The organism is Halapricum hydrolyticum (genome assembly GCF_025517535.1).
GTDB lineage: Archaea > Halobacteriota > Halobacteria > Halobacteriales > Haloarculaceae > Halapricum > Halapricum hydrolyticum.
Map to the genome: position 1 here is coordinate 79,672 of NZ_JAOPKC010000005.1, position 14,630 is coordinate 94,301.

At 66.8% G+C, this 14,630-nt stretch carries 12 protein-coding genes; 7 read left to right on the forward strand and 5 right to left on the reverse strand.

All coding sequences use genetic code 11. The annotated features are described in order from the left end of the window. Nucleotides 1-71: 71 nt before the first annotated feature. Entirely contained in the window at nt 72-2,246 is a 2,175-nt protein-coding gene (locus OB916_RS07010; RefSeq protein ID WP_315908581.1) for an alpha-amylase family glycosyl hydrolase, read from the reverse strand. 118 nt (nt 2,247-2,364) lie between these two features. Here OB916_RS07010 and OB916_RS07015 point away from each other — a divergent pair, with 118 nt between their 5' ends. Continuing rightward, nucleotides 2,365-3,048 (forward strand): hypothetical protein, encoded by a 684-nt coding sequence (locus tag OB916_RS07015; RefSeq protein ID WP_315908582.1) that lies wholly within the window; start codon nt 2,365-2,367, stop codon nt 3,046-3,048. A 21-nt stretch (nt 3,049-3,069) separates the two neighbouring features. Here the strand turns inward: OB916_RS07015 and OB916_RS07020 are convergent, their stop codons facing one another. Further along, nucleotides 3,070-3,930 (reverse strand): ZIP family metal transporter, encoded by an 861-nt coding sequence (locus OB916_RS07020; protein WP_315908583.1) that lies wholly within the window; start codon nt 3,928-3,930, stop codon nt 3,070-3,072. Nucleotides 3,931-4,179: 249 nt separating this feature from the next. Between OB916_RS07020 and OB916_RS07025 the strand changes: the two genes are divergently transcribed. From OB916_RS07025 to OB916_RS07045, 5 genes are all read left to right on the forward strand, one after another. After that, a complete protein-coding gene (locus OB916_RS07025; RefSeq protein ID WP_315908584.1) occupies nt 4,180-5,742 on the forward strand; it encodes a phytoene desaturase family protein in 1,563 nt (520 codons plus the stop codon). A 17-nt stretch (nt 5,743-5,759) separates the two neighbouring features. Continuing rightward, the gene (locus tag OB916_RS07030) at nt 5,760-6,644 is read left to right on the forward strand and encodes a prenyltransferase (RefSeq protein WP_315908585.1); all 885 of its coding nucleotides are present in this window, start codon (nt 5,760-5,762) and stop codon (nt 6,642-6,644) included. After that, nucleotides 6,637-7,533 carry a bisanhydrobacterioruberin hydratase gene (cruF, locus tag OB916_RS07035; protein ID WP_315908586.1) on the forward strand — a complete coding sequence of 299 codons (897 nt, stop codon included), beginning with the start codon at nt 6,637-6,639 and terminating at the stop codon, nt 7,531-7,533. Before OB916_RS07030 ends, cruF begins: the two co-directional genes overlap by 8 nt. Nucleotides 7,534-7,595: 62 nt before the next feature. Continuing rightward, on the forward strand, nt 7,596-8,696 hold the full coding sequence (locus OB916_RS07040; RefSeq protein WP_315908587.1) for an NADH:flavin oxidoreductase/NADH oxidase: 1,101 nt from the start codon (nt 7,596-7,598) through the stop codon (nt 8,694-8,696). A 47-nt stretch (nt 8,697-8,743) separates the two neighbouring features. Beyond that, the gene (locus tag OB916_RS07045; protein WP_315908588.1) at nt 8,744-9,739 is read left to right on the forward strand and encodes an ornithine cyclodeaminase family protein; all 996 of its coding nucleotides are present in this window, start codon (nt 8,744-8,746) and stop codon (nt 9,737-9,739) included. On the opposite strand, the gene OB916_RS07050 is transcribed toward OB916_RS07045, so the two are convergent. Next, entirely contained in the window at nt 9,736-9,963 is a 228-nt protein-coding gene (locus tag OB916_RS07050; protein ID WP_315908589.1) for a DUF7535 family protein, read from the reverse strand. The genes OB916_RS07045 and OB916_RS07050 overlap by 4 nt on opposite strands. 82 nt (nt 9,964-10,045) lie before the next feature. Beyond that, complete coding sequence (gene leuS, locus OB916_RS07055) at nt 10,046-13,009, reverse strand: leucine--tRNA ligase (protein ID WP_315908590.1); 2,964 nt, start codon at nt 13,007-13,009, stop codon at nt 10,046-10,048. A gap of 105 nt (nt 13,010-13,114) precedes the next feature. On the opposite strand from leuS, the gene OB916_RS07060 reads away from it, so the two are divergent. Further along, the gene (locus OB916_RS07060) at nt 13,115-14,044 is read left to right on the forward strand and encodes an alpha/beta hydrolase (RefSeq protein WP_315908591.1); all 930 of its coding nucleotides are present in this window, start codon (nt 13,115-13,117) and stop codon (nt 14,042-14,044) included. Between the two features lie 18 nt (nt 14,045-14,062). On the opposite strand, the gene OB916_RS07065 is transcribed toward OB916_RS07060, so the two are convergent. Next, entirely contained in the window at nt 14,063-14,629 is a 567-nt protein-coding gene (locus OB916_RS07065; RefSeq protein ID WP_315908592.1) for a UbiX family flavin prenyltransferase, read from the reverse strand. Nucleotide 14,630 lies beyond the last annotated feature (1 nt).

Here is a 14,630-nt window from a genome sequence, read left to right on the forward strand (position 1 = left end):
CGCCAGAGGGGCATTTAAGTCTGACGGGGTTGCAGCCTCCAGTCCAGTGGTCGCTGCGGGGCCGTACAGTCTCACAGTTCGGCTCTGTCAGCACGGAGGACGACCGCGTGCTCGACGCTGACGCCGTCGCCGTCGGAGACGTCGATGTCGGTCAGCAGATCGGTCGTTTCGACGCCGGCCGGTAGCGAGACGGTCGCGGCGTCCCCCCCGAAGTTGAGCACGACCAGTACCTGCCCGTCCTCGCTCCCGCGGGCGTAGGCGACGACCCCGTCCGGCTGGTCGTCGAGTTCGATCGGCGTCGTCGGAGCGTCGCTTGCCAGTTCGGACAGCGAGTCGCGGGCCGCGATCAGGTTCTCGTAGTAGGCCGTGAGTTCCTCGTCGACATCGTCCCAGTTCATCGTCCCGCGCTGGTCGGCGACGCCGGTCTCCTGGCCGTAGTAGAGCATCGGCGCGCCGGGCAGGGTGAACGTCGCCGCGCCGGCAGCCATCTGCGAGTCGCGGTCGCCGATCGAGAGATACCGTTCCATGTCGTGGTTTTCGACGTAGTTGAGGAAGGCCGTGTGGCCGGGGTAGCCCTCCGTCGCCCGATCGTCGAGCACGTCGTTGACGGCCGTGGCGTCTGCCTCGCCCCGGCCGATCGCGCGAAGCGTCTCGTTGAACCCGTAATCGAAGTGGGCGTCGAACTGGTTCTCCGCGAGGTCGCTGTGCCAGGGGACCGTCTCGTCGAGCAGGAGAAAGTCCTCGTCGCGGGCCTTGACGCGGTCGCGGACGTTCATCCAGAAGCTCCGCGGGACGCCCCAGGCGACGTCACACCGGAAGCCGTCGACGATCCCCTGCCAGTGGTCGACGACGTCGAGCAGCCACGACCGCAGCGCCAGCGAGTCGTAATCGACGACCGGGATCCCCTGCCAGTACGCGTAGGTCAGGGCCGTGTCGCCGTACGCCCACTCGTAGAGCCCGCGGAAGAACTCCTGATCGTCCTCGGCGACGTTTCGGTCGTGCTTTGCGGCCTGGAAGTACGGGTGTTCGCGGGCCGTGTGGTTGATGACGAGGTCGAAGATGACCCTGATGTCTCGCTCGTGGGCGGCCTCGACCAGCGCCTCGAAGTCCTCGGTGCTGCCCAGGTCGTCGGCCGTCTCGTAGTAGTCGATGACGTCGTAGCCGTGCGGGCCGCCCGGCTGGGTCTCGTCGCGGTGGCTGTGGGCGTCCAGGACCGGCGTCAGCCAGAGCGCGTCGACGCCCAGCTCCTCGAGATAGTCGAGCCGACTCTCGATCGTCTCGAAGGTCACCTCGTCGTCGAACCGGCGGACGAAGATCTCGTAGATCGTCGCGTCTTCGATCCACTCCGGGGGATCGTTGGGGTGTGCCGTCGAGCCGTCCGGCTCCAGGCGGACGAAATCGGCGACGCTGTGGCGATCGTCGACCGCGACGGCGTGGATTCTGACGGTCTCAGTAACCGCTTCGACGGGAACGGTCGCGGTGTGAGACGTCCCCGAGACCGACGACGGGACGAGGAGTCCGGGATCGTCCAGTGCGTCCCGATCGCGGTCGTCGACGTAGAACTCCACGTCCAGATCCTCGACGGCGTTGTCGCTGTCGGGACTGGGTCGGGCGTCGGCCTCGACGATGAATTGATCGCCGTCCTCGTTCAACTCGGCACTGAGCGTGACCCGCGGCTGAGGGTCGTCTTCGTCTTCCTTGGGGAACGCCCTGACGGTCAACTCGCAGGTCTCGTCCGGGCCGTCCATCTCCAGGCGGTACTCGCCCGGCACGTCCGGCTCGAAGTGAACGACTGACGTATCGCCGAGGTCCGCCTCGGAGGCCGCTGGGGCCTCGGCGATCGACCATGCGTAGTCGGCGTCCCGATCCGGATCGAACGGCGCGAGGTCGCCGTCGACGCCGGACAGCTCGACGTCGAGTGGCGAGAGGTTCGTGTCCGTTCCGGGCCCGTGCAGGAGTTCGCCCAGCGGCTCGGCCCCGACGCTTGTGAACCGCGGCGGACCAGGATGGTGCGAGTCTCCGGGTTCGATCCGCGGCACGTCCGACGGCTGGAGCAGTTCACTGGACGGCTCCGACGGCGTGGGCGTTTCCGTCTTCCCCGCCGTCGTGGTGTCTGTCCCCGTCGGCGTCTCCGTTCCGTCGCCGTCAGCGTTACACCCGGTGATGGCTCCGATACCGGCTACCCCCGCGGCAGCGAGTATCCGGCGGCGCGTCAACTGGTTCGACTTGTCGGTATGTGGGGCCATACCTTGGGCAGATGGCCCTGCGCTCATAAGGATTAGGATATTTGTTCATCATACTTTCCGCGCCGGGCCGCGTCTCCAACGGGAGCGTTGATATCGCTGGCTCCCCACAGGACCAGATATGACCGACGAGGCGGAATACGAGGAGTACCGGAACACGCTCGACGAGATCGTCGACGGTGGGGGGTGCGTGGAGACGATGACTGCCGCCCAGGGGTTGCGCCGGGGTGAGACGTCACGGCGGGACCTCCTGGGTAGCGACGCGATCGCCGGGTCGGTCTCGGACGTGATCAGGGAGGTCGACGCCGAGGACGTTCGGGCGACGTTGCGGGAGGGATACGACGACCTCGCTGACGTACGGGAGGCCTTCAGGGAGACGGTCGACCCGGCGCTGTTCGACGTGCTGGCCGCGGACGGCGTCGATCTCGCGATGGACGCCCTCACGCTCGATCCGGCGGTCTGTCTGAAGACCTTCACCGAGGCCGATCTCGACGAGGCGATCACGCTCGTCCCGAACGTCTCTAAGGACGGCGTCGTCGGTCGGATCGTCGCCCGGGTGACAGCCGCGGGCGAACCCGTGACGGTCCACGCGATCCCGTCGTGGGACCGTTCCTACGCGGTCCGGGACAGCACTCGGCTCGTCTTGCCCGACGGGACGATCGAAGACTGTGCGGACGCGTCCGAACGCGGCACGGGCGTCGACTGCGATCCCGAACAGGCCGCCCGAACCGAGTACGTCCAGACGGCCTGCACCGTCGCGGGCGAGACGTACGTTCTCACGACGACCTGCTCGCCGGCACAGTAGGCACATCAGGGACGGCTCGCGTTATGCCGCGACCGTGAGCCACGCGACGAGCACGGCCAGTCCGCCGAGGGTCGTGCTCGCGAGCGCGTGTGTTCGCATCCGGTCGAGGACCGCGTGTGCGTGCTCGTCGTGTTCGGACAGCTGGTCGATCTCGCCGCCGACCTCGCAGGTAGGCAGAAAGTCCATCGCCACGTGCAGGAACACGCCCGACGCGAACCCGAAGACGGCGGCGTTGAAGACCGCGGAGTCCGGGAACGCGATCGTCGCGACGGGGATCGCGGTCAGACCGACGCCTGCCGCCGGCAGCAAGATCGGTAGCGCGGAGTCGCCAGCGAGCGTCGAGCGGCGGGCGGCCGCGTACCCGGCGGGGCCCTTGTGGGAGACGATCGCAACCCCGAGCAAGAGACCGAGCTCGGGCATCGCACCGTAGATGACGCCAATAATGAGCCCGGCCGAGAGTGCGTGGGCGGCTAACTCCGTCGCGGTCGTGTCCATCGGGAGTTCCAGGTGGGTCAGCCGGTGACCAACCGTGTGAGCGTTGTACCCGATGAGGACGCCGGCGGCGATGCCGAACCCCCCTACCTGCGCGTGCTGGCTGATGGCTTGCGGGACCAGAAAAACGGCGGCACTGGTGATCATCGCGCCGCTCGCCAGGCCGTACCCCCACACCAGTCGCGTGGGGTCGCGGTCCCCCATGCGCGCCCCGAGCAGTGCGCCGCCGGCCATCGCGCCGAAGGCGATCCAGGCGATCGCGAGCAGCTTCCACCGCTCGGTGACGACCGCCAGCACCGAGACCCCGAGAAACGCTACGACCGAACCGAGACCCAGAATCGTCTCGCCGTCGGTCAGCTCGACTCCCTGAACCGTCGATGTTCGTCCCATTAGTAATTCAGCCCGGATAGTTGTTAACCGTCTGTGTTAGTGTCCGCCAGTCGTGAAGATAAGAGCTTCGATGCGCTGAGCGTGCCACGGTGATCACCCCGTCGGGCCCACGGGTCGCTGCGAGCCGTCGCTCGCGCTCGAAGAGTTCGCTGACGACGCCGTGAGTCTACGATTCGCCGGACGGCGCGTAGGATCGTCCCCAGCAGTTTGGCACGTGATTTATGCCGGTTGGAAACGGTATATCAAATGATGCAATCGCTTTCGGATCTGCAGGTCGTGGTCGTCGGTGGCGGGATCGGTGGACTCTCCTCGGCGTGTTATCTCGCTGACGCCGGCGCGGACGTCACCGTGCTGGAAAAGAACGAACAGCTGGGTGGACGGGCGAGTCGGCTGGAACGCGAGGGGTTCGTCTTCGACATGGGCCCGTCGTGGTACCTCATGCCGGACGTCTTCGAGCGGTTCTTCGAGCATTTCGATCGCGAACCCGAGGAGTTCTACGAACTCGAACGGCTCGATCCACACTATCGGATCTTCTACAAAGACGGCGAGGCGAGCAGTCTCCCCGACGCCCCGAGCAGGGGATCGAGCGACTCACAGGATCACCGGGTCATCGATATCAGCCCTGACCGGGCGGAAAACCGCGAGCTGTTCGAGTCGATCGAGCCGGGTGCTGGCGAGGCTTTCGAGGAGTATCTCGCGACCAGCGAGACCCACTACCGGACCGCGATGGAACAGTTCGTCTACGAGGACCGCTCGCGGCTCAGAGACTGGATCGACCTGGACGTGATGCGCGCGGCCCCGATCGGGTTCCAGTTGCTGGGCTCGATGCAGGGACACGTCGAGGACTACTTCCAGAACCCCAAGCTCCAGCAGATCATGCAGTACACGCTGGTCTTCCTCGGCGGCTCCCCGGAGAACACGCCGGCGCTGTACAACATGATGAGCCACGTCGACTTCAACCTCGGCGTCTACTATCCCGTCCCGAAGGACGGCGACGGACCTGGCGGGGTTGGTGTCGTCGTCGACGCCATCGCCGAACTGGCCGAGGAACTCGGCGTCACCTTCGAAACCGACAGCGAAGTCGACGAGATCACGCGCCGAAAGGACGCTTTCCACGTCGAGACGGTCGACGGTGACATCTACCGACCCGATCGGGTCGTCGTCAACGCCGACTACCGCCACGCCGAACAGGAGCTGATGCCCGAACACGAGCGCCAGTACGACGCTGACTACTGGGAAGGCCGCACCTATGCCCCCTCTGCGTTCCTCATGTACCTGGGCGTCGAGGGTGACGTCGAGGAACTGGCCCATCACACCCTCGTCCTGCCGGAGGACTGGGATCCGCACTTCGAGCAGATCTTCGACCGCCCGGCCTGGCCCGACGACCCCGCGTATTACCTCTGTGTCCCCTCGAAGACCGACGACGCCGTCGCGCCCGAGGGACACAGCAACCTGTTCGTGCTCGTTCCGCTTGCACCCGGGCTGCGCGACACCGAGGCCTTGCGTGAGCGCTACCGTGAGGAGATCCTCGAGGACGTCGCGGCGAACACCGGCGTCGATCTGCGCAATCGCATCGTCGTCGAGGAGACCTTCGCCGTCGACGATTTCGTCGACCGGTACAACGCCACCGAGGGAACGGCCCTGGGACTGGCGCACACGCTCCGCCAGACCGCGCTCTTGCGGCCGAACAATCGCTCGTCGGCGGTCGACGGGCTGTACTTCACCGGCTCGTTCACCACGCCCGGAATCGGCGTCCCGATGACGCTTATCAGCGGCGAACACGCTGCACAGGCACTGGCCGAAGACCGGTGACTGAAGCGAGTCGACCCATGCCCGACACCAGTCTCGGCGATCGGTTCGGCGGCGTCCTCCCCTCCGAGGAGTCGTCGCTGGGATATCTGTTCTGGCTTTCGCGACCCCGATTCTGGCTGTATCTGGCCGGACCGGTGATCGTCGGGGTTGCCTACGCCGCCAGCACGCCCCGAGCGCTGTTCTCACCGCTCGCCGTCGCGCTGTTCGCGTACTTCCTCGTGCCCGCGAACGTCTTCCTGTACGGGATCAACGACGTCTTCGACGCCGATATCGACGAGGCCAATCCCAAGAAAGACGAGAAGGAAGTACGCTATCGGGGCGATCCGCTGGTGATCCTGGCGGTGTTCGCGGCCGGCGGCCTCGGCGTGTTGCTGGTGCTGTTCCTGAACGCCGAGGCGATCGCTCCGATCGGGCTGTTCTATCTGCTCGCGATCGAGTACAGCGCGCCCCCGCTGCGGTTCAAGACGACGCCGCTTCTGGACTCACTCTCGAACGGCCTGTACGCGCTCCCGGGGATCGCTGCCTACGCCGCGGTCGCGGGCCAGTACCCGCCGCTCGCGGCGATGGTCGGCGGCTGGCTGTGGACGATGGCGATGCACACCTTCAGCGCGATTCCCGACATCGAACCCGACCGCGAGGCGGGAATCCGAACGACGGCGACACTACTTGGGAAAGAGTGGACCTACGCCTACTGTGCGCTCGTCTGGCTCGGTGCAGCGGTCGCGTTCGGCGTCGTCCACCCGTTCCTCGGTGGCGTGCTGGGCGTCTACCCGCTGATCGCGATCGCGATCACCCGCTCTGAAGTGGCGGTCGATCGGGCCTACTGGTGGTTCCCGGCGATCAATACGGTCGTCGGCGCAGTGCTGACCATGGCGGCGCTGTGGGTGATGCTGCATGCCTGAATCGCCGTTCCCGCCCCTGGAGCGACGGGACCGGGCCGGCATCGAGGACTGGCTCGACCGCCTGGTCTCGGAGAACCGCTTTACGATCGCGGTGGTCTTCCCCGCTGTCGGCGCGATATCGCTGTACGCCTCGGCGATGGGGTGGTATCCCGATCCGGTCTCGTTCATGTCGTTCAACCCGTGGTTCATCCTGCTGGGCGTGATCGTTATGCGGCTGCCGCTGGTCGCCGGCCTCGCGCCGCTGGTCGATCGGCGGGCCGCGTTCGCGCTGGCGGCCGTCACGGCCTACGCCTTCGGGATCGAGATGCTCGGCGTCTCGACGGGCTGGCCCTACGGGGCCTTTGAGTACGGGATCGACCTCGGGCCGATGCTTTTGGGACTGGTCCCGATCGGTCTCCCCGTGTTTTTCTTCCCGCTGGTGCTCAACAGCTATCTGCTCGATCTGCTGTTGCTCGGCGAGAAGGCTCGATCGACGTCGGTCCGCTTGCTCGCGGTGATCGCGACGGTGCTACTGATGGATCTCGTCCTGGACCCGGCGGCCGTCGGGCTGGGCTTCTGGATGTACGAGGGCGGCGGCGCTTATTACGGCGTCCCGTGGTCGAACTACGCCGGCTGGGTGCTCTCGGCGACCGTCTCGGTCGTCCTGTTCGACGTCGCGTTCGACACCGAGGCGCTGTTCGCCCGCCTGCGCTCGTGTCCGTTCATGCTCGACGATCTGGTGAGCTTCGTCATCCTCTGGGGGACGATCAACGTCGCCTTCGGCAACTGGATCCCGGCCGGATTCGCGGGTCTGTTCGGCGTCAGTCTGCTCGTGACCGACCGCTTCGACTTCGACGTCCGCGATACGATCCCCGGAGCGGGCTGGGTCGCGCCACCGAAAAGCGACTAGTCGTTGCTCGCAGGTGGACCGATACCGACATGGGTTTGTCGTGCCCGATCCAACCGCGGACGATGACACGCCTGTTTGCCCCGCTCGAACTCCGCGAGACGTCGATTCCCAATCGCGTGATGGTCTCGCCGATGTGTCAGTACTCCTGCGAGCAGCGTGACGGGCTGGCGACGGAGTGGCACCGCACGCATCTCGGCTCGCGAGCCGTCGGCGGAGCCGGACTCGTGATGACCGAGGCGACCGCAGTCGAACCCCGGGGACGGATCTCCCCCGAGGACCTGGGGATCTGGAGCGACGAGCACGCCGACGCGCTCGAACCGATCACCGAGTTCGTTCGCGAGCAGGGATCGATTCCGGGCATCCAGCTCGCTCACGCCGGCCGCAAGGCCTCGACGTCCCGACCCTGGGAGGGCCACGGCCCGGTCGCCCTCGACGAGGGTGGCTGGACGGTCGTCGGCCCGACCGACGAGCCGTGGCCCTACGAGGACGAGGCCCCGTCGACCGAACGACTCGCGCCCGAGGAGATCGAATCCGTCGTCGAATCGTTCCGAGCGGCCGCAGAACGGGCACTCGCGGCCGGCTTCGAGGTCGCGGAGATCCACGCCGCCCACGGCTATCTCATCCACGAGTTCCTCTCGCCGGTCACGAACACCCGCGGGGACGCCTACGGCGGCGGTTTCGAGGGCCGGACCCGGTTCCTCCGGGAGGTGACCGAGGCCGTCCGGTCGGTCTGGCCCGAGGACAAACCGGTCTTCGTCCGAATCTCGGCGACCGACTGGCTGCCCGACCGGGAGTCCTGGACCGTCGAGGACTCGGTCCGCCTTGCCGACAGACTCGCGGCACTGGGCGTCGATCTGATCGACGTCAGCGGCGGCGGGATCCACCCCGATTCGAGCCCCGAACAGACCGGGCCGAACTACCAGGTCCGCTACGCCGAGCGCATCCGCGAGGAGACCGACCGGGCGATTGCGGTCGGTGCCGTCGGCGGCATCACCACGCCCGAACAGGCCGAGGCGGTCGTCGCCAACGGACGCGCGGACGTGGCGATCGTCGGCCGCGAACACCTCCGGGATCCCTATTTCGCGCTCCGTGCCGCCCAGGCGCTGGAGGCGACTGACGAGATCGAGGGACCGCCGCAGTACCGGCGCGCGTTCGGGTTCTGATTCCGTCCGCGGCCAACGATTAAGTGGCCAACCGGCGACCGGCCTGTATGCAGACGCGCTTGCTTCCCGCTGAGGTCGTCACCGAGCACACCGGGGTCGCGGAGGTCGTCGAGGCCGTCGCGGACGCGTTCGCCGCTGACGCCCGCGGAGACGCCCAGATGCCGGCCAAGTCCTACATCGACCTCCCGCAGTACAACGGTGACTTCCGGTCGATGCCCGCTTATCTCGACGCCGGCGAGTGGGACGCCGCCGCGGTCAAGTGGGTCAACGTTCACCCCGACAACGAACTGCAGTTCGGCCTGCCGACAGTCATGGGAACGATCGTCTACTCCGACCCGGAGACTGCCTTCCCGCTGGCGCTGATGGACGGGACGACGATCACCCGTCTGCGGACCGGCGCTGCGGCCGCCGTCGCGACCCGGGAACTCGCCCGCGAGGACGCCGCGTCGCTGGGGCTGGTCGGCGCTGGCACGCAGGCCCACACCCAGCTGGAAGCCATCGCGACCGTCCGGGACATCGAAGAAGTGGTCGTCGCCGACGCCGACCCGGAAGCCGTCGAGGAGTTCGTCGCGGCCTTCGCGGACCGGTTCGACGTCCGCGGCGGCACGATCGAGGAAGCCACGCGCTGTGACGTCGTCTCGACGACCACGCCGGTCGAAGAGCCGATCGTCGAGTCGGTCGGCCCGGAGACGCACGTCAACGCGATCGGGGCCGACGCCGCCGGGAAACACGAGATCGCCGACGACGTGCTCGAGGCGGCGACGATCGTCATCGACGACTACGAACAGTGCACCCACTCCGGAGAGATCAACGTCCCCTGGAGCGAGGGACTTCTCGACGACGCGGACATCTACGCCGAACTGGGCGAGATCGTCGCCGGCCGCATCCCGGGCCGGGACGACCCGGACGGTCCGGAGGGCGTGACGATCTTCGATTCGACCGGGCTGGCGATCCAGGACGTCGCCGCCGCGCACGTCGCCTACGAACACGCCGAAGAAGCCGACGCCGGGACCCCGTTCGATCTGGTCGGGACCGAGATCTAGAGTTTCTCGAGACCCTTCGAGATCAGCCAGACGACGATCAGCAGGGGCAGGAACGGCATCAGCAAGATCACGAGCCCGAGGAATATCGACCAGCCGATGACGTCCATTTCGACGTCTCCGTGGCTGCTGTAGCCGGGTGTCACCGTTCGCAGCACCTCGACGACAGCGGAGTCTTCGCTCGGCTCTGATTTGTCTTCGCTCGGCTCTGATTCGTCTTCGCTCATGCGTACCTATTGGTCACCTGAGAAAATAAGGGCTGCTCTCGGTCACCTGGGAAAATAAGGACTGCTCCGGCGATCGACGCACCTACTCGAGGTGGACTGCCGGTCGGAACGGCTCGGCCTGACTGGCCTTCCCGGCAGGGTCGTGGGGGTCGCCGTCCTCGGCATAGAGCTCGATCTCGGCGTCGAACTCGCGGGCGAGGAACGACTGGGCGGCCTCGTAGACCGACCGCTCGTCGATATCGAGCATGGCCTGCAGGGTTTCGTCGTCGCGTTCGCGGACGACGCTCACCAGGTCCTGGACGAGGTCGTTGACGGCGTCACCCTTCTCGCGCAGCGACTCGTGCTGCATGACGTTGCCCATGACTGCGCCGACGTCGGGCCCGGTCTCGACGACCTCCTCGAAGACCGTCCGCTTCCAGTCGGCGGCGACGTACAGCCGGATCGTCTCGGGATCGGTGTCGGTCACGTCGACGATGTCGGCGATGTCGTCGGTCACGTCCGCGACCAGTTGCTCTTGGAGTTCCGTCCTGACAGACTCGAACTCGGGGTCGGGCTCGGGCCAGGCGGCGTCCTCGACGGCCTCGCCCTCGAGTTGCTCGTGGAGTTCGTTTGTCAGGAACGGCGCGAACGGTGCGAGCAGTCGCAGGCGCGTCCGCAAGACTTCCTGTAGCGTCCACTTCGCGCCCGGCCGGTCGGTGCCCGTCCGGCGGCGGTACCACTTCAGGTGCTCGTCGAACTGGTAGAAGGCGGCCTGGGACGCACTGCGGGTCTCGAAGCGCTCCATCGAGGCGGTCACGTCCCGGATCGTCGCCTGCAGCTTCGAGAGCAGCCACCGGTCGATGTGCTTTAGTTCGTCACGCGCGCCCTCGGGCACCGTGTTCTCGCCCCGGGGCTCGTCGCCGCTCGACTGTTCGGATGCGCTCCGCGCGTCCCGAATGACGTCCTGTGCCCGCGACCAGAACCGCTCGAGCTGATCGCGCGTCGTCGCGACCTGGTCGGCCCGCCAGTCGAAGTCCTGCCACGGCTCCGAGGAGTTCAACAGGAAGAACCGAACGGTGTCGGCCCCGTACTCGCTGATGGCCTCTCCCGGCAGCACGACGTGGCCCTTCGAGGAGGACATCTTCTTGCCTTCGAGCAGGCCCATCCCCATGACGGTGATCCCCTGGGGCCAGTTCTCGCGCTCGAACAGTTCGGCGTGATGGAACAGGTAGAACGTCAGGTGGTTCTGGATGAGGTCGTTGCCCGAACACCGGAAGTCCACGGGGTACCAGTAGTCCCACTCCTCGCGCAGTTCCAGTGCTGTCTCGCTGGGCTCGTCGATCTCGACCTCGACGCCCTCCGGGGCGTCCTCGCCGTCGGGGCCGTAAAACAGCGTGTCGAAGAAGTCCCGGTCCATCTCCTCCGCCGGGACGTCCTCGAGCCGGTGGGCGATCGTGTAGTAGGACATGTAGATCGTCGAGTCCGAGAGGGGCTCGATGACGAACTCGTCGTCCCACGGCAGGCGCGTGCCCAGCCCGTAATTGCGGATGCAGGGCCACTCTTCGAGCCAGTCGATGGTGTGGTCGTACTGGTCGGCCGTGTTCTCCGGGATCGCCTCCAGCTGGTCGACGGCTTCGTGGGCCTTCCGTGACCACTCCTCGTCGCTGTACCGGAGGAACCACGTCTCCTTCTGGGCGACCTCGACGTCGCCGCCACACCGGCAGACGACCTCCTCGGTGAACTCGTGCATCGTGTCGAACAGCCCCTCCGCCCGGTAGTGATCGCGGAACCGATCGCGGACGTCTTCGATGACCTCGCCCGCGAACTCGCCGTAGGAGTCCAGCAACCGCCCGCTGTGGAACTCGTCCTGATAGAGGTCGGCCGTCACTTCCTCCAGCTGCGGGTCGTCGCTCGATTCGATCCCTGCCGCCTGGACGGCGTCGCGGGCGGGGATCTCGCCGTAGCCCTCGATCTCCAGGATGGGGACCGGCTCGATCGCCGCGACGTCTTCGGGGTCGATCCCGTACTCGCGCATGCGCTCGTCGTCTGCCTTCGCTTCCTGGAGCGCGACGTAGTCGTCCGGGGAGTGGGCCGGCACGGACATCACGACGCCGGTCGCGTTGTCGGCGTCGACGAAGTCCGCGGGCAGGATCAGGACCTCGTCGCCGGTGACGGGGTTTGCGACCGTCTGGCCGATGACGTCGGCGGCGTCGATCTCCTCGAGTACCTCGACCTCGCGAGCCTGCAGGTCGAACTTCTCGGCCGCGGCCTTCGAGACGAACCACGTCTCCTCGTCCACCCGGGCGAGCACGTACTCGGCGTTGGGGTTGACGTAGGCGTTGGTAACCCCCCGGACCGTCTCGGGTCGGAGCGTCGCCATCGGCGCGACGACGTCCTCGCTGTCGATCTCGGCACCGAACTTGACCAGCGTGAATTCCTGATACTCGGCGTCTTCCCCCTCCAGCAGGTCGTGCGTGGTGACTGGCTGCTGTTCGTTGGTGCAGTAGTTGACCGGGTTCAGACCCTTCTCCAGCAGGCCCCGTTCCCGGAGGGTCTCGTATTGCCAGGTGATGAACTTCGAGTAGCGCTCGTCGTTGGTCGTGAACTCCCGTCGCCAGTCGATCGACAGTCCCAGCTGCTCGAAGCCCTGCTTGTAGTGGTTCTCGATGAAATACCGGGCGTAGCCCATCGGCGTCTCGAGCTGCTGGAGCTCGTCTTTGGGGACGTTGTACGTGTCCTGCAGCACCGACAGCTGCTCCTCTTCGCCCTCTTTGAGACGCTCGACGGCCCCGACGATGGGGGTGCCGGTGACGTGCCAGCCGAGCGGGAACAGCACGTTGTCGCCCTGCAGGCGGCGATAGCGGGCGTACACGTCGGGGACGGTGAACGTCCGGACGTGGCCGATGTGCATCCCGCCGCTGGGGTAGGGATAGGGGACGGTGATGAAGGTCGGATCCTCGCCGTCGTCCGGATCGGCCTCGTAGCGCCCCTGTTCGTCCCAGCGGGTGCGCCACTTGCGTTCCAGCTCACCCGGCTCGTACTCGGTTTCACGTGGCGGAGCAGTCATATCCCCCGTTTCCGGCTGATTCCCTAAAAGGACTCCCATCCGTGGCTCCTGTCGGCGTTCAAGTCGTGGGGTGTGTTTTTGTGTCGTCACCCTCCATCTGCCGTCATGGACACCGATGAATTGCACCCGCAGGCCGCGGCCGCGGTCGAACGCCAGCAGCGCGTCCAGCAACTGGTCCCGACCCGGAGCGCTCGCCTCCTTCGAGTGTTCTCTCGTCTGGAGGCCTGGCGGCGCGATCCTCCGCCGGTCGCGCAGGTCGTCGACCGGACGATCCCCGGGCCGGGCGGCGAGATCCCGATCCGGGTCTACCGCCCCGGGGGAGAGACGCCGTTTCCGACGGTCGTATTTTTCCACGGCGGCGGGTTCGTCAGCGGGGGCCTGGAGAGCCACGACGCGCTCTGTCGGTACCTGACCCGCGAGAGTGGGTGCGTCGTCGTGTCGGTCGACTACCGGCTCGCACCGGAGCATCCGTTCCCTGCGGCCGCCGAGGACGCCATCGCGGCAACAGAATGGGCCGCCGAACACACGCGGGCACTCGGTGGAACCGGCAAGCTGGCGGTGGCTGGCGACAGCGCCGGCGGGAACCTGGCTGCGGTCGCCGCGCTGGCGGCCCGCGATCGCGGTGAACCAGAGAAAGCATACCAGGCGCTGATCTATCCGGGCGTGGGCGTCGACCGCGATCAGGAGTCGGTCCGCGAGTACGACGGACTGGTCCTCTCGGAGGACGATCTGGAGTGGTTCAACGAGTGCTATTACGGGAGTGAACTCCACCGGCACAACCCCTACGCCGACCCGATCGCCGCCTGTGACCTCTCCGGCGTCGCGCCGGCGACGGTCCTCACTGCGGGGTTCGATCCGCTCCGGGACGGGGGCGTCGCCTACGCCGAACGCCTTCAGGAGGACGGCGTCGACGTCCGCCACGTCGAGTACGAGGACATGATCCACGGGTTCGTCGCGAGCACCGACGCGATCGACCGCGCGACCGAAGCGATTGCCGACGTCGCCGCGGATCTCCGGGACGCCCTCGGAGCGTGAGATCGACGATCCGCTTTTCTACTCGGGTTCCCAGGCGTCGTACTGATCGTGCTCGATGTCGAACCGTTCGAGGATCTTGCCGACGACGTGATCGACGAAGTCCCCCGGATCCTCGGGGTCGAAGTAGAACCCCAGGACCGGTGGGACGACGTCGACGCCCATCCGGGCGAGCTTCAGCAGGTTCTCCAGGTGGAGTTCGCTCAGCGGCGTCTCCCGCGGGACGACGACGAGCTTCCGGCGTTCTTTGAGCGTCACGTCCGCGGCCCGCGAGACCAGCGTGTCAGAGCGGCCAGTCGCGACCGCCGCGACGGTGTTCATCGACGCGGGGACGATCACCATCCCGTCGGTCCGGACTGAACCTGACGCGATCGGTGCATGGACGGCGTCCTCGCCGTAGACGGCCGCCGATAGCTCCTCCAGATGCTTCATCGTCGCCTCGCGGTCGCCGCGTTCGTGGGCCATCACCGACTTGGCGGCGTCGGTCACGACCGTCACGACTTCGCAGTGCTCGGCCAGCGCCTCGACGGTCCGGACGGCGATGGGGATCCCCGACGCGCCGGTGATCCCGACGACAACTCGCTCCATC